The 20986-nt window shown below is 50.9% G+C and carries 18 protein-coding genes; 9 read left to right on the top strand and 9 right to left on the bottom strand.

All coding sequences use genetic code 11. The annotated features are described in order from the left end of the window. The first annotated feature begins 13 nt into the window (after positions 1 to 13). The 6 genes from pepB (at position 14) to ACFFJP_RS11475 (ending at position 10834) form a co-directional block, all read left to right on the top strand. Complete coding sequence (pepB, locus tag ACFFJP_RS11500) at positions 14 to 1312, top strand: aminopeptidase PepB (protein WP_377243811.1); 1299 nt, start codon at positions 14 to 16, stop codon at positions 1310 to 1312. Between the two features lie 67 nt (positions 1313 to 1379). Beyond that, positions 1380 to 3854 carry an ATP-dependent helicase HrpB gene (gene hrpB, locus ACFFJP_RS11495; RefSeq protein WP_377243808.1) on the top strand — a complete coding sequence of 825 codons (2475 nt, stop codon included), beginning with the start codon at positions 1380 to 1382 and terminating at the stop codon, positions 3852 to 3854. Beyond that, positions 3851 to 6088: a penicillin-binding protein 1B gene (mrcB, locus tag ACFFJP_RS11490; protein WP_377243805.1), complete on the top strand. Its 2238-nt coding sequence runs from the start codon at positions 3851 to 3853 to the stop codon at positions 6086 to 6088. Before hrpB ends, mrcB begins: the two co-directional genes overlap by 4 nt. Before the next feature lie 24 nt (positions 6089 to 6112). Continuing rightward, positions 6113 to 8269, top strand: a complete 2157-nt coding sequence (locus ACFFJP_RS11485) for a winged helix-turn-helix domain-containing protein (RefSeq protein ID WP_377243802.1) — start codon at positions 6113 to 6115, stop codon at positions 8267 to 8269. Positions 8270 to 8374: 105 nt separating this feature from the next. Then, positions 8375 to 8566 carry a hypothetical protein gene (locus ACFFJP_RS11480; RefSeq protein WP_377243798.1) on the top strand — a complete coding sequence of 64 codons (192 nt, stop codon included), beginning with the start codon at positions 8375 to 8377 and terminating at the stop codon, positions 8564 to 8566. Between the two features lie 108 nt (positions 8567 to 8674). Next, on the top strand, positions 8675 to 10834 hold the full coding sequence (locus ACFFJP_RS11475) for a winged helix-turn-helix domain-containing protein (protein ID WP_377243795.1): 2160 nt from the start codon (positions 8675 to 8677) through the stop codon (positions 10832 to 10834). Positions 10835 to 10840: 6 nt separating this feature from the next. On the opposite strand, the gene hemL is transcribed toward ACFFJP_RS11475, so the two are convergent. The 4 genes from hemL to ACFFJP_RS11455 all read right to left on the bottom strand — a co-directional run bounded on the left by hemL (position 10841) and on the right by ACFFJP_RS11455 (position 15431). Next, entirely contained in the window at positions 10841 to 12121 is a 1281-nt protein-coding gene (gene hemL / locus ACFFJP_RS11470) for a glutamate-1-semialdehyde 2,1-aminomutase (protein ID WP_377243792.1), read from the bottom strand. 18 nt (positions 12122 to 12139) lie between these two features. Then, entirely contained in the window at positions 12140 to 13150 is a 1011-nt protein-coding gene (locus tag ACFFJP_RS11465) for an aspartate carbamoyltransferase (RefSeq protein ID WP_208931691.1), read from the bottom strand. Positions 13151 to 13238: 88 nt separating this feature from the next. Next, positions 13239 to 13670, bottom strand: coding sequence for a CopD family protein (locus ACFFJP_RS11460; protein ID WP_377243789.1), 432 nt, complete (start codon positions 13668 to 13670; stop codon positions 13239 to 13241). A gap of 54 nt (positions 13671 to 13724) precedes the next feature. Then, complete coding sequence (locus tag ACFFJP_RS11455) at positions 13725 to 15431, bottom strand: chloride channel protein (RefSeq protein ID WP_377243786.1); 1707 nt, start codon at positions 15429 to 15431, stop codon at positions 13725 to 13727. A 56-nt stretch (positions 15432 to 15487) separates the two neighbouring features. On the opposite strand from ACFFJP_RS11455, the gene ACFFJP_RS11450 reads away from it, so the two are divergent. The 3 genes from ACFFJP_RS11450 to ACFFJP_RS11440 all read left to right on the top strand — a co-directional run bounded on the left by ACFFJP_RS11450 (position 15488) and on the right by ACFFJP_RS11440 (position 17265). After that, positions 15488 to 16213: a DUF6776 family protein gene (locus ACFFJP_RS11450; protein WP_377243783.1), complete on the top strand. Its 726-nt coding sequence runs from the start codon at positions 15488 to 15490 to the stop codon at positions 16211 to 16213. Positions 16214 to 16267: 54 nt separating this feature from the next. Continuing rightward, positions 16268 to 16609, top strand: a complete 342-nt coding sequence (erpA, locus tag ACFFJP_RS11445) for an iron-sulfur cluster insertion protein ErpA (protein ID WP_208931687.1) — start codon at positions 16268 to 16270, stop codon at positions 16607 to 16609. 413 nt (positions 16610 to 17022) lie between these two features. Then, entirely contained in the window at positions 17023 to 17265 is a 243-nt protein-coding gene (locus tag ACFFJP_RS11440) for a helix-turn-helix domain-containing protein (RefSeq protein ID WP_031567660.1), read from the top strand. 183 nt (positions 17266 to 17448) lie between these two features. On the opposite strand, the gene ACFFJP_RS11435 is transcribed toward ACFFJP_RS11440, so the two are convergent. The 5 genes from ACFFJP_RS11435 to ACFFJP_RS11415 all read right to left on the bottom strand — a co-directional run. Further along, entirely contained in the window at positions 17449 to 18795 is a 1347-nt protein-coding gene (locus ACFFJP_RS11435; protein WP_377243780.1) for an AmpG family muropeptide MFS transporter, read from the bottom strand. 75 nt (positions 18796 to 18870) lie between these two features. Next, positions 18871 to 19191, bottom strand: a complete 321-nt coding sequence (locus ACFFJP_RS11430) for a hypothetical protein (protein WP_377243777.1) — start codon at positions 19189 to 19191, stop codon at positions 18871 to 18873. 122 nt (positions 19192 to 19313) lie between these two features. Further along, complete coding sequence (locus ACFFJP_RS11425; protein WP_377243774.1) at positions 19314 to 19901, bottom strand: peptidylprolyl isomerase; 588 nt, start codon at positions 19899 to 19901, stop codon at positions 19314 to 19316. A gap of 3 nt (positions 19902 to 19904) precedes the next feature. Then, positions 19905 to 20465 carry a YajG family lipoprotein gene (locus ACFFJP_RS11420; RefSeq protein WP_377243771.1) on the bottom strand — a complete coding sequence of 187 codons (561 nt, stop codon included), beginning with the start codon at positions 20463 to 20465 and terminating at the stop codon, positions 19905 to 19907. Between the two features lie 2 nt (positions 20466 to 20467). Beyond that, on the bottom strand, positions 20468 to 20986 hold a 519-nt coding region (locus ACFFJP_RS11415; RefSeq protein ID WP_377243768.1), incomplete at its 5' end, for a class I SAM-dependent methyltransferase.

Below are 20986 nucleotides of genomic sequence, written 5' to 3'. Positions count from 1 at the left end.
TAGAGGTTTTGTTATGTCTGAACTGTTGCAAATTCAATTAAGCAGTGTCGCTGCTGACCCCCGTTTTGGTAAAAATCCATTGTTAACACCGACCGCTGATGGCTATCAAATCCATCAGAGCGGCAACGAACAACTACGGCAAATTCAGAAAGCCGGCCGCAGTTTAGACGGTCTGGGCGTGCAAACCGCGCAGTTAGCAGGTGAAGGCTGGACTTTGGACAAGCAATGGGCCTTTTATCAAGGCTTTTGCAGCGCGAAAAAACTCGGCGGCGTGCACTGGACTGGTGACGAAGCCACCGTCGCGCAACTGGTCGCTTTGCAACAGTGTTTTGCCTGGGCAAAAAAACAGACCAATGCTGCGCCGGAAGATCTCTATCCGGAAAAGCTTTGCCATGAAGCCGTCGAATTTATCAGTGCCGTCGCTGGCAGCAGCAAAGTCAGTCATCGCATCATCAGCGGTGACGCTTTGCTCAGCGAAGGCTGGATTGGTGTGCATGCTGTGGGCCGCGGCAGTGACCGCGCGCCAGCGATTTTAGTGCTGGATTTTAATCCATCTGGCGACAGCAATACGCCTGTGGCGGCCGCACTGGTCGGCAAGGGCATTACTTTTGACAGCGGCGGTTATTCGATTAAAGCCTCTGAAGGCATGCTGACAATGAAATGTGATATGGGCGGCGCAGCCACCGTCACTGCGGCGCTGGCACTGGCCATTACGCAAGGTCTGAACAGTCGCGTACAGCTGATTTTGTGCTGCGCCGAGAACCTGATCAACGGCCGCGCCTTTAAACTCGGTGATATCCTGACTTACAAAAACGGTGTGACTGTCGAAATCGTTAACACCGATGCAGAAGGCCGCTTGGTGCTGGCTGATGGTCTGCAAATCGCTGCCGCTTCTGGTGCAGGCTTGGTCATTGATGCTGCTACTTTAACCGGTGCGGCGATGATGGCAGTCGGGACCGAATACAATGCGATTTTTGGTCTGGATAAGGCGTTGCAACAGCGCGTGCTGGGCTATGCCAATACGGTGGCAGAACCAGCCTGGCCTTTACCACTGGAACGCTGGCATCAACAACAATGTCCGTCAGCCTATGCCGACACCGCCAACAGCCGTCCGGTCAAAGGTGGCGGCACTGGTGGCGCCAGCAATGCCGCCGGTTTCCTCAGCCGTTTTGTTGGGAATGAAGGGGCTGGTTGGTTACACGTCGATTTGGCCGCAGCATTTCAGGGCAATGCCAATGGGTTCTGGGGCGCCGGCGCCACTGGCACTGGTATCCGCTTGATCGCTGAAACACTGCTGCGCGAAACCGCTTGATGCAAATGGCTGCGAAGCTGCCCGCGCAGCATCGCAGCCCACGTTTTTTCTACTGACACGGACTGCCATGACGTCGCTCTCTACCGCAGCCTTGCCGGTTGCCGATATTTTGCCCGAGCTGGTGCTGCAGCTGGAACAGCAGCCCGTCGTGGTCCTGACCGCGCCACCCGGTGCCGGCAAATCGACGTATCTGCCGTTGTTTCTGCTGCAACATTCTGCTTTTGCCAATAAAAAGATCATCATGCTGGAGCCGCGCCGGCTTGCTGCCAAAAGTATCGCCGCTTATCTGGCGCAGCAGCTCGGTGAAGCGGTTGGTCAGACAGTGGGCTATCAAATCCGGCTCGAGCAGAAACAGTGTGCAGCTACCCGTTTGCTGGTGGTGACCGAAGGCGTGTTGATCCGCAAAATGTTGGCAGATCCGCTGCTTGATACTGTCGATCTACTGATTTTTGACGAGTTCCATGAACGCAGTCTGCAAACTGATTTGGCGTTGGCACTGGCGCTGGAAGTACAGCAGCTGAACGACAACCTGAAACTGTTGTTGATGTCGGCCACACTCGACACCGGCAAACTTTGTCAGCAACTGCAGGCGCCACTGTTAGAAAGCCATGGCCGTAGTTTTCCGGTGGAAGTCTGTTATCAGACGCCAACTAACGAGGTGATAGCACTGCAATGCGCGGCGCTGGTACTGCAGGCTTTAGCAAAGCATGGCGGTAATCTGCTGGTATTTTTACCCGGCCAGCGCGAAATCGATCAGTGTGCCGAATATCTGCGTGACAAATTACCAGACGCTACTGTGAAAGTGCATGCGCTGATCGGCAGCCTGACGCTGGCTGAACAACAGGCGGCGATCGCCGCACCGCCGGCGGGCCAGCGTAAAGTGGTACTGGCAACCAACATCGCTGAGACCAGTTTGACCATTGACGGTATCAGTGTTGTGATCGATTCCGGACAAGCCCGGGCGGCGGTATTTGAAACCAGGCTGGGTTTTAGCAAACTGGAAACTATTCAAATCAGTCAGGCGGCCGCGACGCAACGCGCCGGCCGCGCCGGGCGTTTAATGCCGGGTGTTTGCTATCGGCTGGATACTGTGGAGAAATGGCAGCGCCGTCGCGCCCAGACCATTCCGGATATTTTACAGGCCGATTTGTTGGCATTGCGGCTGGATATAGCCGGCTGGGGCGCCAAGGTCAGCGATTTATTCTGGCTGGACCCGCCGCCGGAAAAACAACTGCGCGCGGCAGAGCAATGTCTGCAACTGCTCGGTGCGTTGGACGACAAAGGCACACTGACCCGCAAAGGCAAACAGATGTTGGCGCTGCCGGTTGAACCACGACTGGCCGCGATGTTGTTATATGCTGACACGCTGGAGCAACAAGGCCACGCAGGTGCTGTTAGTCTCGCAGCGACTATCGCCGCACAGCTGGAACAGACCCGGCGCTTTATGCAAACCGAGCTGAGCAGTCAGCTGCGGCTGCAGTCTGAGTTGGCGCGGCAACAATATCAACAATTGCTGCAGCTGATGCACAGTCGTCACAGCAATAACCAGCCCTTGGAACTGACCGCCGAATTGTTAAGCCGCGCTTATCCGGACCGCATTGCTCAGTTACGTGGTCAGGGTTATCTGCTGGCCAATGGCACCGGCGCCACTCTGCCAGCGGATGATGCGCTGCAAGGTTCGGCAGTACTAGTCGTGGCCGATTTGCGCTTGTGGCAGCAGCAGGCCGTGATCAGTGTGGCTGCCCGCTGGTCATTGGACGCGTTGCTGCAAAGCTGGCAAGCCGATTTAACCTGGCAGACGCGGCTTGAATTTGATGAACAAAGCGGTCGTTTCAGCGCGGAAAAACAACTGCGCCTCGGCGCTTTAGTGTTAAAACGGCAGAACAGCAGTCAGCAAATCAGCGGCGAAGACCGGCGCGGTGCCTGGCAGGATTATCTGCAGAAAAAAGGCCTGGGTTGCCTGCCTTGGAGCGAAACAGCGCGGCAACTGCAACACCGGCTGGCTTTGGCGCGCCAGTTACAACCTGAGTCCGGTTGGCCGGAGTTGTCTGACGAGATTCTGGCAGACACTATCTGTGAGTGGCTCGGGCCATATCTCGCAGATGTGCGCAGCCTGGCGCAACTGCAGCAGCTGGACCTTGCGCAGATCCTGCGTCATCAGCTGGACTATGCCCGGCAACAGCAATTGGATGCGCTGTTGCCAGCCAGCTGGCGTTCAGTGTTAGGCACTTATGTTGCGCTGTTATATCAGGCCGACGGCGAAGTGCAGCTGGCGATCCGATTACAGGAAATGTTTGGCCAACTGACCACGCCAACCGTCGGACAAGGCGCGGTCGCGGTGACCATCACCTTATTATCACCGGCGAAACAGCCGTTACAGGTCACCCGCGATCTGGCTAGTTTCTGGCAAAATGCCTATCAGGATGTAAAAAAGGAAATGCGCGGTCGTTATCCGAAACACTATTGGCCAGACGACCCGGCCGACGCGGAACCGACCAACAAAACCAAAAAAGCGATGGCCAACAAAGCGACAGACCGATGACAGCAAAACGTAAACCCACAAAAAAATCGCCAATGAACCCACTGCTACGCACTGTGCTGGTGTTCGGTTTGAAGGTCAGTTTGTTGTTGCTGGCGGCAATCTCGATTTATCTGATTTACCTCGACAGTAAAATCACCACATTATTTTCCGGGCACAAATGGCAGGTGCCGGCACAGTTGTATGGTCGCACGTTGGAACTGACACCTGGTAGTCATCTGAGTCAGGTGCAATTTCTCGATGAACTGTCCAGGCTGCAATATAGCGCTGATCCGCGCTTAAATGGCCCGGGGCAATATCATGTCAGTGGGGCGACGGTCACGGTGGTACGGCGCGCTTTTGAATTTCCGGACGGCGCCGATGGCGTACGTAGGTTCACTGTTGAATTTGCGGGTGACTTTGTCCAGCGCTTGTCCACAGGCGATAAACCACTGCAAAAAGCCCGATTGGAACCGCAACTGCTGCAACATCTTGTCGCTGCTGAGCAGGAGGATCGCGAGCTGATCCGGCTGGCTGATGTGCCGGTGCCGCTACGTGAAACCTTGTTATTGGTCGAAGACCGGGAATTTTATAACCATCATGGTGTATCGCCGTTATCGATTATCCGCGCATTTTGGCAAAACTTGCTGGCCGGACGCACGGTGCAGGGCGGTTCGACGCTGACCCAGCAGTTGGCGAAAAATATGTATACCAATCAGCAACGGACATATCTACGTAAGGTGAATGAAGCGCTGATCGCGCTGGTACTGGATTTCCGTTACAGCAAAGACCAGATCCTTGAAGCCTATTTAAATGAAATCTTTATCGGTCAGTTTAAAGACAATCCGGTGCATGGTCTGGGCTTAGGCAGCCGGTTGTACTTTGGCAAACCGTTAGCGGAATTAAAACCACATGAATACGCCATGTTGGTCGGCATTATCAAAGGCCCTTCGGTATACGACCCCAGGCGTTATGCTGATCGCGCGCTGAGTCGACGTGATTTGATCCTGGATTTAATGGCCGAACACGGCATCCTGAATCACGATCAGCACAATGCCGCCAAGCAACAACCGTTAGATGTGATCCCGCTCGGCCAGCATTTAAAAGGCCGTTTCCCGGCATATATCGACAAAGTCCGCCAAGAACTACGTCAACTGGTGCCTGATACGTCCAAGCTACAACAAGGGCTGCGGGTATTTACTTATCTGGACCCGATGGCCCAGCAAGCGGCGGAGCAGGCGATGGCAGCGCGTTTAAGTCAGCTGAACGACAAGATCGAAGGCGCGATGTTGGTGACCGATTATCAGCGCGGCGCACTGAAAGCCATTATCGGCGGCCGCCAAATGCAATATGCCGGCTATAACCGCGCGCTGTCAGCGCGCCGGCAGATCGGCAGTATTGTCAAACCAGTGGTTTATCTCGGCGCCTTGCAACAACCACAGCAGTTTCATCTCGGCTCGGTGTTGCAGGATTCGCCAATGAACCTGCGCAGCGGTAGCCGCAGCTGGCAACCACAAAACTATGACAAAAAATTCCGCGGCCCTGTGCCGATCGTTGCAGCGCTGAGTCAATCGCTGAACATTCCGACGGTAAGGCTGGGTATGCAGGTTGGTTTACCGGTGCTTGCTGGCAACTTGCGTAAGTTAGGGCTGGAACGGGACGTACAGTTACAGCCCTCGTCGCTGCTGGGTGCAGTCGAATTGAGTCCGTATGAAGTGGCGCAGTTGTATCAGACGATGGCGAATAAAGGTTTGTATTTGCCGCTGGCTGCGGTCAGCGCTATCACGACGCAGGATGGTCAGGTCTTACACCAACGCAAAGCTCTGCCTGAACAACGTGTCGCACAGGAACCCTTGTATCTGTTGCAATATGCATTAAATCAGGCGACCCAAAATGGTACCGCTGGTGCATTAGCGCAGCAATTTCCACGCGTGCGTTTTGCCGGAAAAACCGGTACTTCCAGTGATTATCGGGACAGTTGGTTTAGCGGTTTTGATCATGAAACGGCGATTGTGGTCTGGTTGGGCCGCGATGATAACCAGGCCATTGGCCTGACCGGTGGCAGTGGTGCTTTACCGGTGTTTAGTGGCTACTTTGCCAAGATGCCGCCAAATTCACTGTTCCGCGCGGTGCCGGACAAGATCCGTAAACAATTTATTTCAAAATTATCAGGTCGGGTAGTGGCAGAATCGTGCGTTAATGTATTGTTATTACCGGTTATTTCAGTTGAAATGCCGCTTAGTAATACCTGCGATTAATTGTTAACAGGAAATGAGCAGCATATGTCAGCCAAACCAGAACAACACCTAAAAGTCGGTGATTGGTGGTATCTGCCCCAACAAGACAAATTAGTCAAAATAGATGACACGGGCGAAATCAGCGAAACGGCCAGCCTCGATAACCTGTGTCAAAAGGCGCTGAATTATTTTCTGGTCAACGCCGGCCGACTGGTCACCCGAGACGAATTGCTCAGCGACGTCTGGGGCGTGCGGGACGTATCAGACGGCCGAATCTCGCGTGTGATCCGGGTATTGCGCGTGGCGCTTGGCGACGACAGCCGCGAGCCGCGTTATATCGAGACTATCCCGAAGCGGGGTTTTCGTTTTATCGCGCCGGTCGCGGAAGTTATTTTAACTTCGGGCAATGACGAACCTGTCGACAACCACATCGAAGAACAGCACGCTATCCAGCAACAGGAACGCAAACATCACCGTCACTGGTGGCTGCTCGCCGGTACATTTTTGAGCTGCGTGCTCGCTATCAGCGGCTGGCAATACTGGCAACAAAGCCAGTTAGACCCGCAAGTACCATTTGGCCGCTTTGAGCCTCTATCCAGTATGGATGGGTTGGAGCTGTATCCGGATGTGTCGAAAGATGGCCGATATTTGGTGTATTCACATTCTCTGGATTTTGATTCAGATAGTGAACTAATCATCCAAGATTTGAAGTCTCTGGAAAAGAAACAAATCAAAGTAAGCTCAAAGGGCGGGATCCGCGGACCAATCTGGTCACCAGACGGTAATTCAATCGTATATCAGTATCTGCAACGCAATAGTTTTTGCGAGATCCGCCGCCTCACATTAAACGCAGCTGATAAAAGTGTGCTGGCAGATGATCTGTTGACCAAGTGCGGAGCAAAAAGCATGGGAGCACGGATGAGTTGGTCACCAGACGGCAAGTATATTGTGTATCCAGATTGGCGCACTGGTACTGACGGGATCGCATTGATGTTGTTGCCGGTCAATGGTGGTCTGGCAGAGCAAATTACAATGCCACCTCAAACCAGTCTGGGAGATTTTGCTGCACGTTATTCACCTGATGGTTCCAAAATTGTATTTCTGCGGGATGCGGCAGGTAGTGCCGGACAAATTTGGGTGTTGGATCTGACCAGCCGGTCTAGCCGGTTAGTTTACCAGCCTGATGATAATTATCCCGCTCATGTTGCTTGGACTGTAGATGGCAGTGGCATCATTTTCCCGTCTGGTACAAATACGTTGTCATTAATTGATTTGAAGTCAAATGCAGTCAGTATTGTCGCTCATACGGATGCTTCACCACATGATGTGTTTGTTGGTACAGACAACCGAATTTTTTCCAGTATTGGTCGTTTCTGGCAAAGTAGCATTCGTAAAGTGAATAATGTGTTGGAAAATCCGGTACCAAGCCTTGAGACCATTGATTTTGCCACTCGCACAGAGGGATTGATTGAACTGAATCCACAGCCGGGCGGACCAGCAGCTGTGCTCTCCAATCGTTCAGGCAATCAGCAGGTTTGGTTGTATTACCCTGATGGCCGGCAGAAGCAAATCAGTCGATTCAGTGGACAAATGTACCCCAAGGTACTGGAATTCTCTCCAGATGGAGAGAAACTCTTAGTGTTGGTCAATGCGACAATCTGGCTTTTACAACCGGATCAAGAGCCAATTTCTATTACAACTCCAGAGCAATATGGCAGAGAGCCTACTTGGGGGGCCGATAGCAAGACGATTTACTATAAATTGTCACACAATGGGCGTTGGCAAATTATGCGCAAGGAATTAACCAGTGAAAACGCTGAGGTGTTTAGTGATACATTGGATTATTACCTTGAATCTCCGGACCAAGCTTATGTATTGCGTAGCAGCATTGGCGACGACTCTTATGAGCTGGTTATGGTGAATAGCGGTGAAGTGATTCAGTTAGACAATTTCCCTAAAATGGATTTTTTGTCTCCGAGAATTATCCTGCGGAAAAAAGCGATTTATTACTCATCTTCGAGTAACAACACTGATGTTAAGATCTACCGCTTTAATCTCGCCAGTAAAAAAACTGAAAGCACCGGAGTAGAACAAAAATTGTTAGGTAGGCGCTTTTTCGTTAGTTTGGATGAGAAATTTATATTTCAGGATGATGGTAAAAAAGGAGACGTGGACATTGCAGAATTGATCCTGACGCGCTGAAATTTATCAGATATTTATCCAAAAAAGCTTATATTTTTACACACAGCCTCTTTCATGATGCCCTCAGTCGTTCACTTAAATTACTTAAACTGGGAGCTGTATAAAATGAAAAAATCTTGTTTGGTTGTGCTGTTTGCATTAGTAACTATTGGTTTTACAGGTTTGGCTTCAGCGGTAGAACCAGAGCCAAACGAGCCTGTAGAGCAGGGCTCACCAGAGCTACCGCCGCAAAGTCCGGAATCAACTTGTGCCGAGTGGCCATACTGCATTATTACGGGTGACGTGCGTAACCAATAAAATTCCAATATTTTTTAGATGTTTATGCAGCCTTGTAGGCCAAAGCGGAAGCTGCGTTAGAAACAAACTCATGTATACTCCCCGCTATCTGATGGCGGGGGGTGTTGCATGCAGTTGGCGGATACCACTTTATGTTTTGGTTGCTGGAAATATAGTCCGGGGACGGGAACGCTGTGGCGTATTGCAGATCCAGAGGATCCGTCTGTTCTATCAGCAGAAACTAGTTCCACTGACAACGTCCAAACCATTGTTCTTGAACCTCGTTTACACGAATTACTGAATTATTTCCTGCAGCGCCCTGAGCTGATCCATGCCAAATCTGACTTGCTGGATGCGGTCTGGGGGGATGCTGAAGGCACTGATGCGGCTTTAATGCGCGCCATTGGTGTGTTGCGTAAACTGCTGCAAGACACAGCAAAACCAGCGACTTACATCGAAACCTTATCCAAGCGCGGCTATCGCTGGGTAGCACCCTTGCAAATTGCGCCGACGGTAGTCCCTGATAAAGTTGCATTGAAACTAAAGACCCCGGCTGCGACCAGTCTGACGACTGAATCGGATAGCAGTGTGACCGCGGACGCTGTCGTCAATGCTCAGTTGCGCCGGCGCCGGGAAAAACAACGGCGATTGGGTTTGCTGTCAGCTTTCTTTGTCTGTGCAGTCAGCGCTCTGGTGATTAGTCTGTTGCTGTTTTTTGGTAAAACGAATTTCATCCCGAGCTTTACTCAACAAGTCACCATTAGTGCGATGGCAGGACGCGAGCAAAAACCGCTATTAAGTCTTGATCAGCAGACCGTCTACTATCAACAGCAAACGACTGAACGGCAATGGCGCTGGATAGCCCATCATCTCAGTAACCATCGCAAGCAACTGCAGGACCAGCAATTTAGCAGTTTAGGGGCTGCGCAGTGGTTTGGTGGTCGGTTGGTGTTTCAGGCGAAGCTACAGAATAAATGTAGTATTTTTCGCATGGAACCCGAGCGGCTCGACGTCAAAGCTGAAGCCTGGCTGCCTTGCCGGCAATTCATGCAACAAGGATTAGCAGCGCAGGGGGATGAACTGGTTTGGTTGGATCAGCATGTTGAAAGCGGCGCGCCGCAACTATGGCGCTTGAATGGTCAAAAAGCCGAGTTGCAACAAACCTTTTCCGCCGCTTACCGGCGCCCCGTTGCGGCTTTGTTAGAGCGCAGACAAGTATGGGTGTTGTTGCAACAGGATGACTTTAACACCAGTCTGTTCCGGTTTCACCTCAGCACTGCTGCATTACAAAAAGTGGCCGACTTTCCTTATGCATTTCATACCTTGTCAGCATGGGATGAGAAACGCCTGTTGTTATCCAGCCCTGCAGGTTCATTCATTTTTTCGGCGGAACAATCGCAGTTGATTCCATTGCAACTGGCCAGTGGGGCTTTTGTTGATCAACAACGGATGGCAGATCGCTTGTTAGCGACGCAGATCCCTCGCGACAGCGCTGATCTGCTGCCGTTTCAGCCGGCGGCCGGCGGCCGTACTTCCACTTTGTTGTCCGCCTTGCCTTGGTTAAGCAGTAATAAAACGGACCAGTTACTGAGTTGGAATGCTGCACAGGCCGCACTGGTATCGGAGCGCTCCGGTTTACCGCAGATTTGGTGGTTTGACGGGACAAAAGTCAGTCAATTGACGCGCTTTACCCAATGGCGGCAAATTACCCAATTGCTGTGGGCCGGGCCTGAGCTGCATGCCATGATCGACCAGCAGCTTTTTGTTGTGTCGCTCAGTGACGGTGCACTGACACCGGTGCTATTTCAGGATCGTCAGTTACGCCATCTTGCTGTGTGTCACAAACAATGGTATTGGGCCGAGTTTGTTCACCAGCAGTGGCAACTCAAAACATTGAATCAGCAACAAATACCGATTGAATTATTAGCTGACAGCATCGATGTGCGCTGTGCACCTGACCAAAGTTTACTTGTTTTACAACAAGATGGGAGTATGTTGCGTGTCTGGCCGGATAGTGGCAAACAGCAGCGATTACCTTGGAAGTTGAACTGGCGCCAGCTGAATGGCAATAGTTGGACGACGACGAGCAATGGCTTGTATTGGCTTGATACGGATGGTCAGCTCTGGCTGGCACGTTGGGGGCAGCTGCAAAGTGAACGGGTGCAGTCACCGGAATTGTTGCAGGTGACCGGATTATACGGCCATTTGGATCATGAACAGCTATTCCTGCAACTGACGCGTGACCCTGAAACGGATGTGGTCTGGTTACAACCACAACCGTTACAGTGAAGTTGATTACAGCGCAGCGAAACTGCGTTTAGCTGCGTCGATAGTCGCGGCCAAATCGCTGTCCGAGTGAGCCAATGACAAAAAGCCTGCTTCATAGGCTGATGGCGCCAGATAAATCCCTTGCTGCAGCATCAGGTGGAAAAAGCGCTTAAACGCATCGATGTTGCATTTGGTGGCTTGCTGGTAACTGCTGACTTCGGCCTGGTCGGTGAAGAACATGCCGAACATGCCGCCAACCTGATTGGTACAAAATGGCACACCGGCGGCATCAGCCGCTTGCTGCAGGCCTTGCAGCAACGTGGTCGTTTTCGCGGTTAATGCGTCATAGACACCTGGCTGGCTGATCGCGGTTAATGCTGCAAGCCCCGCTGCCATGGCGATCGGATTACCGGATAAAGTACCGGCCTGATAAACCGGGCCTAACGGCGCAATATGCTGCATGATGGCTTTTTTACCGCCAAAAGCACCGACCGGCATGCCGCCGCCAATGATTTTGCCCAAGGTCGTCAAATCAGGCTGAACGCCATAGACCGCCTGCGCACCGCCAAGTGCGACGCGAAATCCTGTCATCACTTCATCAAAAATCAACACGCTGCCATATTGGTCGCAGAGTTCACGCAGGCCCTGCAAAAAGCCAGGTTGTGGCGGAATACAGTTCATATTCCCGGCGACAGGTTCGACGATAATGCACGCGATATCGTTGCCATGTTCTGCAAATAAAGCCTGTAATTGTGCCAAATTGTTGAATTCAGAGGTCAGCGTATATTTGGCAAAATCAGCCGGCACGCCTGGCGAATTTGGCACGCCCAGTGTCAGTGCACCAGAACCGGCTTTAACCAGCAGCGAGTCTGCATGGCCATGGTAACAACCTTCAAATTTAACAATGGTATTGCGGCCAGTGTAACCGCGGGCCAGTCGGATCGCACTCATGGTCGCCTCTGTACCGGAGCTGACCATCCGCAGCATTTCCATCGACGGTACCAGCTTACTGACCAGCTCCGCCATATCGATTTCTGCCGGGCAAGGCGCACCGAAACTAAGACCTTTTTCGGCTGCTTTGATCACGGCTTCGCGGATTGCTGGGTGGTTGTGGCCCAGCAACATAGGCCCCCACGAGCCGACATAATCGATATAACGTTTGCCATCAACATCATACAAATAAGCGCCATCGGCGCGGTCAATAAATACCGGCGTACCGCCAACGCTTTTAAAAGCGCGGACCGGCGAATTGACGCCGCCAGGGATGGTATGTTGGGCGCGTTCGAACAGTTGTTCAGATAAAGTCATTGCAGAATTCCAGAGCTGTTATTTGTGTTTGGCGCTGTACCACGGCACTTCGCATTCGTATTTATGGATCAAATCTTCCACGCCAAGTGTCAGCGCAAATAACGCCATCCGCACCAGCACGCCGTTATCGGCCTGGCGGAAGATCGCCAGATTCGGGTTCATATTCAGATCGTTATCCAGTTCATTAGCTTCCAGACGCGAATCGCGTGGCAGCGGATGCATGATCACGGTGTTGGACTTACAGTGTTTGGTGTAAATCTCCTGATTGAGTCTGAACTTGCCGCGATATTTATTGGCTTCTTCCTGTGACGGGAAGCGTTCTTCCTGAATACGGGTCTGGTACACAATATCAGCGTCAATATTACCGGCCAGCTGGTCGGTGATGCGGACCTTATGTCCGGCATTTTCAATCGCTGAGACAATTTCATCCGGCATCGCCAGTTCATTTGGTGCGATCAGCGTGAACTGAATGTTTTTGTACAGACACAGCAGTTTTGATAAGGAATGTACGGTTCGGCCAAATTTCAGATCGCCGATCATCGCGATATGCATACCTTCGACACATTGCTGCGAAGCCGCCAACTCACGCTCAATGGTGAACAAATCTAACAAGGCCTGCGTTGGATGTTCATTCGCACCGTCACCACCATTTAGCACCGGGACCCGGCTGCCTTCAGCAAATTCGGCCACGCTGCCGGCTTGCGGATGTCGCATCGCGATGACGTCACTGTAACTGCTGATCATCCGAGCCGTATCAAATAAAGATTCGCCTTTTGACAAGGCGGACGACTGAATGCCGGTGGTTTCGCGGACTTCGCCACCGAGCAGGTTAAAAGCGCAACCAAAACTGACCCGGGTGCGGGTGCTGGGTTCAAAAAACAGATTGCCCAGAATGGCGCCATCCAGTACGCGGGTTCGTTTCTGCCGCAGGGCATATGGTTCCATCGAACGGGCAATACGAAAGACGTGCGAAATACTGTCGCGATCAAATTGCTTGACCGACAGAATATGTTGACCTTTGAAGTTCATGCTCGGGGCCTATAACTGGGAGTGACAGACGGCGGCGTTGCCGCAAACTGCACGACATTATAATCAAAGCGACGTGACAAACCCAGTACTAAAACGGTTTGGCGACGGCCAGGATCACCACCGCAAATAAGATCAGCACTGGTGTTTCATTAAAAAAGCGATAGAAGCGCGGGCTGCGTTGGTTGCGGTTGTGTTTAAAGTCCGCCACCAATTTAAAACAGTAGCCATGATAACCATACAAAAAGGCTACCAGCACGAGTTTCAGGTGTAGCCAATGGCTGGCGGCAAACCAGGCTGCGCCATAACTATGGATCAGCAGCAGGCCAAATACCGCGGTTAACACAGCAAAAGGTGTGACGAAATATAATAACCGCCGCTCCATCACCTTAAACTGTGCGTCCACCTCAGGCGACACCGTCTGTGCGTGATAAACAAATAGCCGCGGCAGATAAAAAATGCCGGCAAACCAGGCCACCATAAAGGCGATATGCAGTGCTTTATAGATTAATAACCAGCTCATCAGGGCCCCTTTTTTCGTCGGCATTATGCACAGTTTTTGCCGAGTGGTTTTGATTTATAACAAATTATTTTGCCGCATTAATAGTGCGCGTACTTGCTCCCAGCTAATAAGGCCGAGCGGCTGATCAGGGGCATCATCATCGTAGACCAGCACCGCACCTTCACGCTGGTCACCTATTTCGGCAAAGACTTCAGCCATTGTGGCCTGATGACTGACCGCACCAACTGGAATAAACCGTAGCGCGCTTTCGCCGGACATTGACAAGCTGACATCGTAAGCCGCCAATTCAAATTGCTGGTCAACCGCGTATTGGCGACGGACTAAAACCTGCTGTTGTGATTCTGCATTGTCTAAAGCCTGGATCACCTGCGCATCAGACGGATTATCCAGCAGCAAATAATTTTGTTGTAGCATGGCCAGCACGCCGACTTTTTGCAGCACATCGTCCGCCGGTGCCAATTTGTAGGGCAGTTGCAGGAAATCGAGCTGTTGCAGAAAAATCGATTTAGTATGGAAAAACTGTACGGCCGTGACATAAGACGCTGTGATCACCAGGATCGACGGCACGACTAACTGCGGGTTTGACGCCAGTTCCATCACGGCCACTAATGCCGCCAACGGGGCGTGCAGGGTGGCAGCCATCATGCCGGCCATACCAAGCAATGCATAGGTGCCGACCGCACTGTGATCACCACTAAACAACGATGGCACAAAAGCCAGAATGGTCCCCATCACGATGCCAATACCAAATACCGGGCCGACAATACCGCCGGGCACACCTAAGCCCAACGCAACTACCGTCAACAGAATTTTGCCGACAAAAATGGCAAAAAGTAGCAACAGCTCATTCGGCGCAGACACCGCATAGTGGATGGCGCCAGTTTCAGCGCCAAGTGCTTGTGGGATCATACTGCCGATTGCGGCCGTCAATAACGCAGCCAACAACAGACGAAAGCCAAGATGCCAGCGTTGAAAGGTTTTCATCGTCAGCATCAGACTTTGATTAAAGAAAGTCGCGACCACGCCCATTGCCACGCCGGCCAGCAGTAAATACGGCAAGTGCCAGTTGCTCAGAGTCGCCATAGTCAGAGTATGCAAATCGTTGCCGGTGCCAAAAAAAGCTTGTGTCACTAAGGCGCCAATCGTCGATGCTAGCATAATGGGTACAAAGACATGAATGCGGTATTCCCGTAACACCACTTCCATGACAAAAATGACCGCTGCCAGTGGGGTATTAAATGATGCCGAGATCCCGGCTGCAATTCCACAACCGGCTAGAATACGGATGCTGTTATAGGGCAGGCGCAGATATTTACCAAACATGCTGGCGCCAAAAGCGCCAAGGTGGACTGATGGACCTTCCCGTCCAACCGAAAAACCGGCACTGAGCGCGGCTACTCCACCAAAAAACTGGTGCAGGGTGTTTTTCCACGGCATCAGACCATATTTAAGTTTAATCCTGTGGATGACAAAAGGGATCCCAAGGCGGTAATGCTTCAGTCCTATCACCAGCCCAAGCACCGTTATAATCGCGGCGGCAATAAATGGTAACGCAGCCCGATGTTGCAGACTCAGGCTGGTAAAATCGTCATAGTGGGTTAAGTAGAAACTCTGAATTGCCATAATCGACAGGCGAAACAACACGATAAGCAACGCGGCAACCAGGCCGCCGAGCGCACCTAGCAAACAGAGTTGTAATGAAGTCACTGGCAATGCCAGGCGGCGGCGCAGTGGCGGTAACCACTGTTTCACGCGATTCATGGTAAAGTACCAAGCTTAGATGCTGAAAGTCGAAAGATAACATGTTGAGTCTGCTGATGAAACTTCGATTCAATCAAGTTGCTGTTCTTTGGTTACGCCAACACTGGTGGCTGGTGCCGGCGATTTTGCTGGCGTTACTGCTGGGTTGGGGCTTTGGGAATTGGCACTTACTGCAAACGCAGGCACAACAAAGCCTGGCTTTACAACAACAAGGTCTGCAACTGCAGCAGGTTGACGCCGCGCGGGCTGATGCTTTGCGTCAGCGTGATTTTCTCAGCACTGAATTGGCGGTCGAGAGAAACACCAATCTGTTATTACAGCAAGACATCAAAGATCATCAGCAGAAACTGTTTGATTTGAAGAAAGAATTGGCGGTATACCAAAAAATTGTCGCTCCCGTGCCAGAGAGCGGTACGTTGGTGATCGACAGTTTCCGCTTACAACAAGGTAGTGCCGTCGGCCGTTATCAGTTCAGTTTGCTGTTGATTGAGCAAAATAAACAGAAAAAACAAAGCCGTGCTCAGATTGAAATCAAACTCAAAGGTAAGCGCAAGAAGAAAGCGGTGGAAGTTGATGTTTTGAAACTAGCCGGTTTTAATACCAAAGCGAAACGGTTGTTGATTAAGAACTTTCGGGCAGTTGAAGGTGACTTTGTGCTGCCTGCCGGTTTTACTGCCGAAAAACTCGAGATCCGTCTGAGCAGCAACTCTGGCCAAGGTGGTACGACTGTGTTGCTGAAAAAAGAGCTAGCCTGGGATGGCCAAAGTGAAATACTTGATTAAAACGCTCAGGTATTAGATAATCCGTCACCATTTTCTGTCCCGTCAGGAGTCGTTATGTCAGAAATCCAGATGCCTATTCAGTTTACCGATGCTGCCGCCAATAAAGTGCTGGCATTAATCACCGACGAAGAAAATCCGGCGTTAAAATTGCGGGTTTATGTCACGGGCGGTGGTTGCTCTGGTTTCCAGTACGGTTTCACTTTTGATGAAAAAGTGAATGATGGTGATTTAACCATCGACAAAAACGGCGTGACCATGGTGGTTGACCCGATGAGCCTGCAGTATCTGATGGGCGGTGTTGTTGATTATACCGATGGCTTACAGGGCAGCCGCTTCACAGTACAAAACCCAAATGCCACGACAACTTGTGGATGTGGTTCCAGTTTCTCAGTTTAAATGTCGAAATCACCAGCTGGCGCATTGCTGGCTGGTCTGTCCTCCCCGTTTTTCCCGCTGATTTTTTCACCAAACGTTACATCTGCCAGCAACATAGAATAGAATGCAGGTGGTTTGATAACAAAAATATTACTAATTGCTAATATTTACCATGCAAAAAATGTGGCTTTATTGCGTTTAAACTTGGTCTGCATTGCGTTAACGCTTTGATATTTAAAAATAAATTACATTGTTTTTATCAAGCGCTTACCGGTCGGACAAATTTTAACTGTTGTAACTGTACGCTCGTCGCATCCTATGGTTTAATGAACCGATTTTTATTGCTTATTGGGACACCAATAAGGTTTGGATTTTTATTCGGCAGGAAGTGTTTTACATAAAAAAAGCGTTCAACGCTGGGAGACTATTTAGTTATGAAAGGTACCAAAAGCGTCATTTCTGACGAGAATAAAAGATTGTGTTTGTGGCTGAAACGCCAGCGCCAGGATAAGGGACACACCATGCGCAGCCTGTCTGAAGTACTGGGCACACCACATTCTTTTATAGGTAAGGTAGAAAATCAGGAACGTCGTTTAGATGTCGTGGAATTTGTCCGGTATTGCCAGGCATTAGAAGTGGACCCAGCGGAAGGATTGCGTCAGGTGACTCAGCCTTAAGGACTGAGTCGTCTGAGAGATACAAAGCCGCAGATTGCGGCTTTTTTTATCTGCAGGATTTACGGCACAGAGAGCCCGGGATTTCGAAATGCCAATCTGTTAGCATTTCGCCGGATAAACAGCCCTCGCTCTGCAAAGGGCCTCCGACAATGCCGCGACGCGGTAGCAATAGTTTTCCGGCGCTTAGATTTGTTGTCCACGCTGCCGCAATAAATACATGATGTACCAGAGCAGTCCCAGCGCTGGGATCACCATCAGCGACGTCAATAGGAAAAACATCGACCAGTCGCCATCAAGCCAGTCAACCAAGCTACCACCAAATGCTGCCATTGAGGTGCGGCCGAAATTACCGACAGAGGCTAAAAGCGCATATTGACTGGCGGAGAAGGCCACGCCAGTAAAAGCGGATAAAAACGATACAAAAGCGACAATTGAAAATGCAGTGGTGAAGTTGTCCAGAATAATAGTCCAGAACAGGATTTGTTCATCCGGGCCGACTTTTGCCAGCCAGGCGAACATCAGATTACTGGCTGCCATGGCGATCCCACCAATCACCAGCCCTTTAAATACACCGAAACGTGTATTCAGTAAGCTGCCTAGCAGGGTAAAAAACACCGTGGCGCCCCAGCCAATCAGCTTGGAATACTCGGCGATCTGCTCGTTGCTAAAACCTACTTCCCGATAAAATTGGATCGACATCCGGCCGAGAAACGACTCGCCGAGCTTAAATGTCAGAATAAACAAAATCAGCAGTACAGATACTTTGAGACCATTGCGGCGGATAAACTCTGCGAAGGGTTCAAACACCGTCACTTGCAGCCAAAGCAATGCCGGATGCGACTGGCTGTTTTGGTAGCGTTCTGCTGCTTTTTGTTGCAATAAATCACGATTAGTTTCTGGTTCACGTACCCACAGCGTGCCTAAGGCAAGCATAGCCAACAATAATGCAAGTCCCAGATAGACGACTGACCAGCCAAAGCGGTCGGCGTAATGAAAAGCGAGATAGCCAGGTAAAGAGTATCCTGTCCACCAACCAGCCACGCCCATCGCAGCAGCAGTTGGTAACTTCAACGGGTCTTGGCCAATGATATCAATCCGGTAACCATCAATCGCGACGTCCATACTGGCCGCTGCCGCGGCGATAGCAAGAGCCAGTAAGGATGTCCAGAGTAGGCTCGCAGCAGGATTGGTCAGCGCAATCCCGACAGTGAACAGCACAATCCAGAGCTGCAGCATTAATATCCAGCTGCGGCGTTGACCAAGATGTTGATACAGAAGAGGTATCCGTACGCGGTCGAGTAAAGGCGCCCAAAGGAAATTGATCGCATATACGGCGGTGACTGAGCCAAAATAGCTAATAGCTGCTCGTGACAAATCAGCATCTTTCAGCCAGCCAGTCATCGCACTGCTAATCAGCACCCAGGGATAGCCGGACGAACAACCTAGCAGGAAAATAAACCAAAGACGGGGGTCGCGATAGACCCGGATTGCGGTTAACCAGCCCGGTGCGGGGCGCACTACTTCAGACATCCGGCATTGCTCCAGCGCGGTACAGTCACAAAGCCGCCACCTTAACAAAGCGGACCGGTCAAAGCAAAGTGGTGTTTAAGGCCTGATACCGACAAAGTCGGCGTGTACTTGGGTTTTACCCAATAAATACCCCATACATTGGTGCAGTTCACGGCGTAGGTGTCGGTCAGTTTTTAAGTCAGATTCGGAGCAAAATTCCAGCTGGTATACTAAGTGCCAAAACACCATCTCACGAAACGATTGCGGGGTTTTATTGCTGATCTTAAGCTGAGCCCATTCTTCCAATGTATCCCAGATAAACAAATGCATCTCCTGGTGCGGAAGCTGACCGCGTAGATAACGCGCCAGATAAAACACCAGCTGTTTAGATTTTTGCTCCAGAAATGCATCTAACATAACTACACCCTGTTTAACAAAGGTGGCAACAGCCACTTTGGTTAACCACAACAAGCCCGTAATGGGCTTATCAGCACAGTGCTGCCGAAGCAGCACTGTGTCTTGGGCAAGTATAGACGGTATTATTTAGCAGGAAGTAATATTGCGCGGGCGATGACTACTGGCTTTTTCGGTACATTTTCCCAGCCGAGTTTCTCGTTCAGGCCAGTTTCAAGCAGTTTGATTTTTTCCAGTGTCTCAAAGCCTTCGACGACGTTACCAAAAACCGCATAGCCCCAAGTCTTGCCAGGGTTTAAACTGGTATTTTCGTTCAGGTTTATAAAAAACTGGTTCGAACCCGTGTGCGGGCCTTTTTCCTGATGCGCCATCGCGACACTGAACTGAATGTTTTTCAGGCCATTGCCGGATTCGTTCGGGATCTCTTTGATGCTTTTAATAGCAATATATTCGCGATCATATCCGCCGCCCTGCAAGACAAAGTTTGGTTCTAGCCGGTGAAAGATGGTGCCGTCATACATCTTTTTATCAACGTAAGTCAGGAAGTTATTCACCGTCAACGCCGCTTTCATCCGATCCAGCTCGATGACGATGTCGCCTTCGGTGGTTACCAGTTTGACGCGCGGAAACAGATTGTCTTTTTGCAGATGTTCACCGGTAGCGAACACCGGAGCACTGATTAGCAGCAGTAGGGCTGCAAAAAAAAGCTTCATCGGTTAGTTCCTCAGGAAATCCTGCCAGCTTGGGTCGCGCAACATATTGCCAAGCACTTGTTCGGTCAGTACGCGTAACTCGCGTTCAGCCACGGCGGTATCGAGCTTAAACGGACCAGAGAAACTGCTTTTACCACTGTAGCTTTTGTTAAATGAACCGGCTTCACGTTCGATCAGTAGCGTCAGTTCCACGCTGTTTTTCACCACATGTTCGACAGTTTTTAACTCAGCATTGGCTTCCAGCTGATTAATTTGTAAGGTGACAATGACAGGCTCATTGCCGGAAATACGGGCACCTTGTTGAGTTAAGGCGCTGCTCAGAGTTTGTTGCAGCTGGCCGGTTAAATCATTGGTGGTCGGATAAGACTTGACGGAGTCACCATCGCGCATCACCAGTGTACCGTTTGTCGGTCTGTTGTCCTGTACGTTCAGGGCAAAAGCAGTGTTAGTCAGTTGATTAGACTGATTCCAGAAAATCTGTGGCGCCACGATAAAAGACGGGACCGGGTTGCTGCAACCGGCAACTCCGACCGCAAACACGGCGGCAAGCAGGATTGAACGCATAACTATTTCCTTCTGATAGCTTCAAAGACGCTGAATTTTGCATTACTGGCTACGTGAATACAACCGCCGAACAACCGTGTCAGCTTTTCGCCGTAACCCAAATGACGATTGCAGACAATACGCAGTCGACCACCAATTTTCAGCACGCGCCGTGCGTCAGCGAACATCTGCCAGGCAATATGGTCGGTGACTGCTTGTTGCTGGTGAAAAGGTGGGTTGCATAAAATGTAGTCGGCGGATAAGTCCGGTTGCTGACTCATACTGTCATCGACCAGAAATTCACAGTGGCTTGCCGCAGGAAAAAGTCGGCTGACGTTTTCACGTGACGATTGCACTGCCATGTATGATTCGTCGCAAAACAATATCTGTGCTTGTGGTTCTGCTGCAAGTAGCGCCAACCCAATCACACCGTTGCCACAACCTAAATCAATCACTCTTTGCCCTGATTGGACCGATGGCAAGTACTGCAGAAAGAACCGCGCGCCAATATCGAGTTGCTCTCGGGCGAACACATTGGCATG

This window comes from Rheinheimera tilapiae, from assembly GCF_042432165.1.
In the GTDB taxonomy this organism is placed as follows: Bacteria; Pseudomonadota; Gammaproteobacteria; order Enterobacterales; family Alteromonadaceae; genus Pararheinheimera; species Pararheinheimera tilapiae.
Note: the sequence above shows the minus strand (reverse complement) of the source record. Positions and strands in the feature narration are given on the sequence as shown.

Coding starts and splice junctions, on each gene's coding strand:
- ACFFJP_RS11420 (WP_377243771.1), bottom strand. CDS start 20,465: ATGCGTTCAATCCTGCTTGCCGCCGTGTTTGCGGTCGGAGTTGCCGGT.
- ACFFJP_RS11480 (WP_377243798.1), top strand. CDS start 8,375: ATGAAAAAATCTTGTTTGGTTGTGCTGTTTGCATTAGTAACTATTGGT.
- ACFFJP_RS11425 (WP_377243774.1), bottom strand. CDS start 19,901: ATGAAGCTTTTTTTTGCAGCCCTACTGCTGCTAATCAGTGCTCCGGTG.
- erpA (WP_208931687.1), top strand. CDS start 16,268: ATGTCAGAAATCCAGATGCCTATTCAGTTTACCGATGCTGCCGCCAAT.
- mrcB (WP_377243805.1), top strand. CDS start 3,851: ATGACAGCAAAACGTAAACCCACAAAAAAATCGCCAATGAACCCACTG.
- ACFFJP_RS11435 (WP_377243780.1), bottom strand. CDS start 18,795: ATGTCTGAAGTAGTGCGCCCCGCACCGGGCTGGTTAACCGCAATCCGG.
- ACFFJP_RS11440 (WP_031567660.1), top strand. CDS start 17,023: ATGAAAGGTACCAAAAGCGTCATTTCTGACGAGAATAAAAGATTGTGT.
- ACFFJP_RS11485 (WP_377243802.1), top strand. CDS start 6,113: ATGTCAGCCAAACCAGAACAACACCTAAAAGTCGGTGATTGGTGGTAT.
- ACFFJP_RS11475 (WP_377243795.1), top strand. CDS start 8,675: ATGCAGTTGGCGGATACCACTTTATGTTTTGGTTGCTGGAAATATAGT.
- hemL (WP_377243792.1), bottom strand. CDS start 12,121: ATGACTTTATCTGAACAACTGTTCGAACGCGCCCAACATACCATCCCT.
- pepB (WP_377243811.1), top strand. CDS start 14: ATGTCTGAACTGTTGCAAATTCAATTAAGCAGTGTCGCTGCTGACCCC.
- hrpB (WP_377243808.1), top strand. CDS start 1,380: ATGACGTCGCTCTCTACCGCAGCCTTGCCGGTTGCCGATATTTTGCCC.
- ACFFJP_RS11430 (WP_377243777.1), bottom strand. CDS start 19,191: ATGTTAGATGCATTTCTGGAGCAAAAATCTAAACAGCTGGTGTTTTAT.
- ACFFJP_RS11455 (WP_377243786.1), bottom strand. CDS start 15,431: ATGAATCGCGTGAAACAGTGGTTACCGCCACTGCGCCGCCGCCTGGCA.
- ACFFJP_RS11460 (WP_377243789.1), bottom strand. CDS start 13,670: ATGAGCTGGTTATTAATCTATAAAGCACTGCATATCGCCTTTATGGTG.
- ACFFJP_RS11450 (WP_377243783.1), top strand. CDS start 15,488: ATGAAACTTCGATTCAATCAAGTTGCTGTTCTTTGGTTACGCCAACAC.
- ACFFJP_RS11465 (WP_208931691.1), bottom strand. CDS start 13,150: ATGAACTTCAAAGGTCAACATATTCTGTCGGTCAAGCAATTTGATCGC.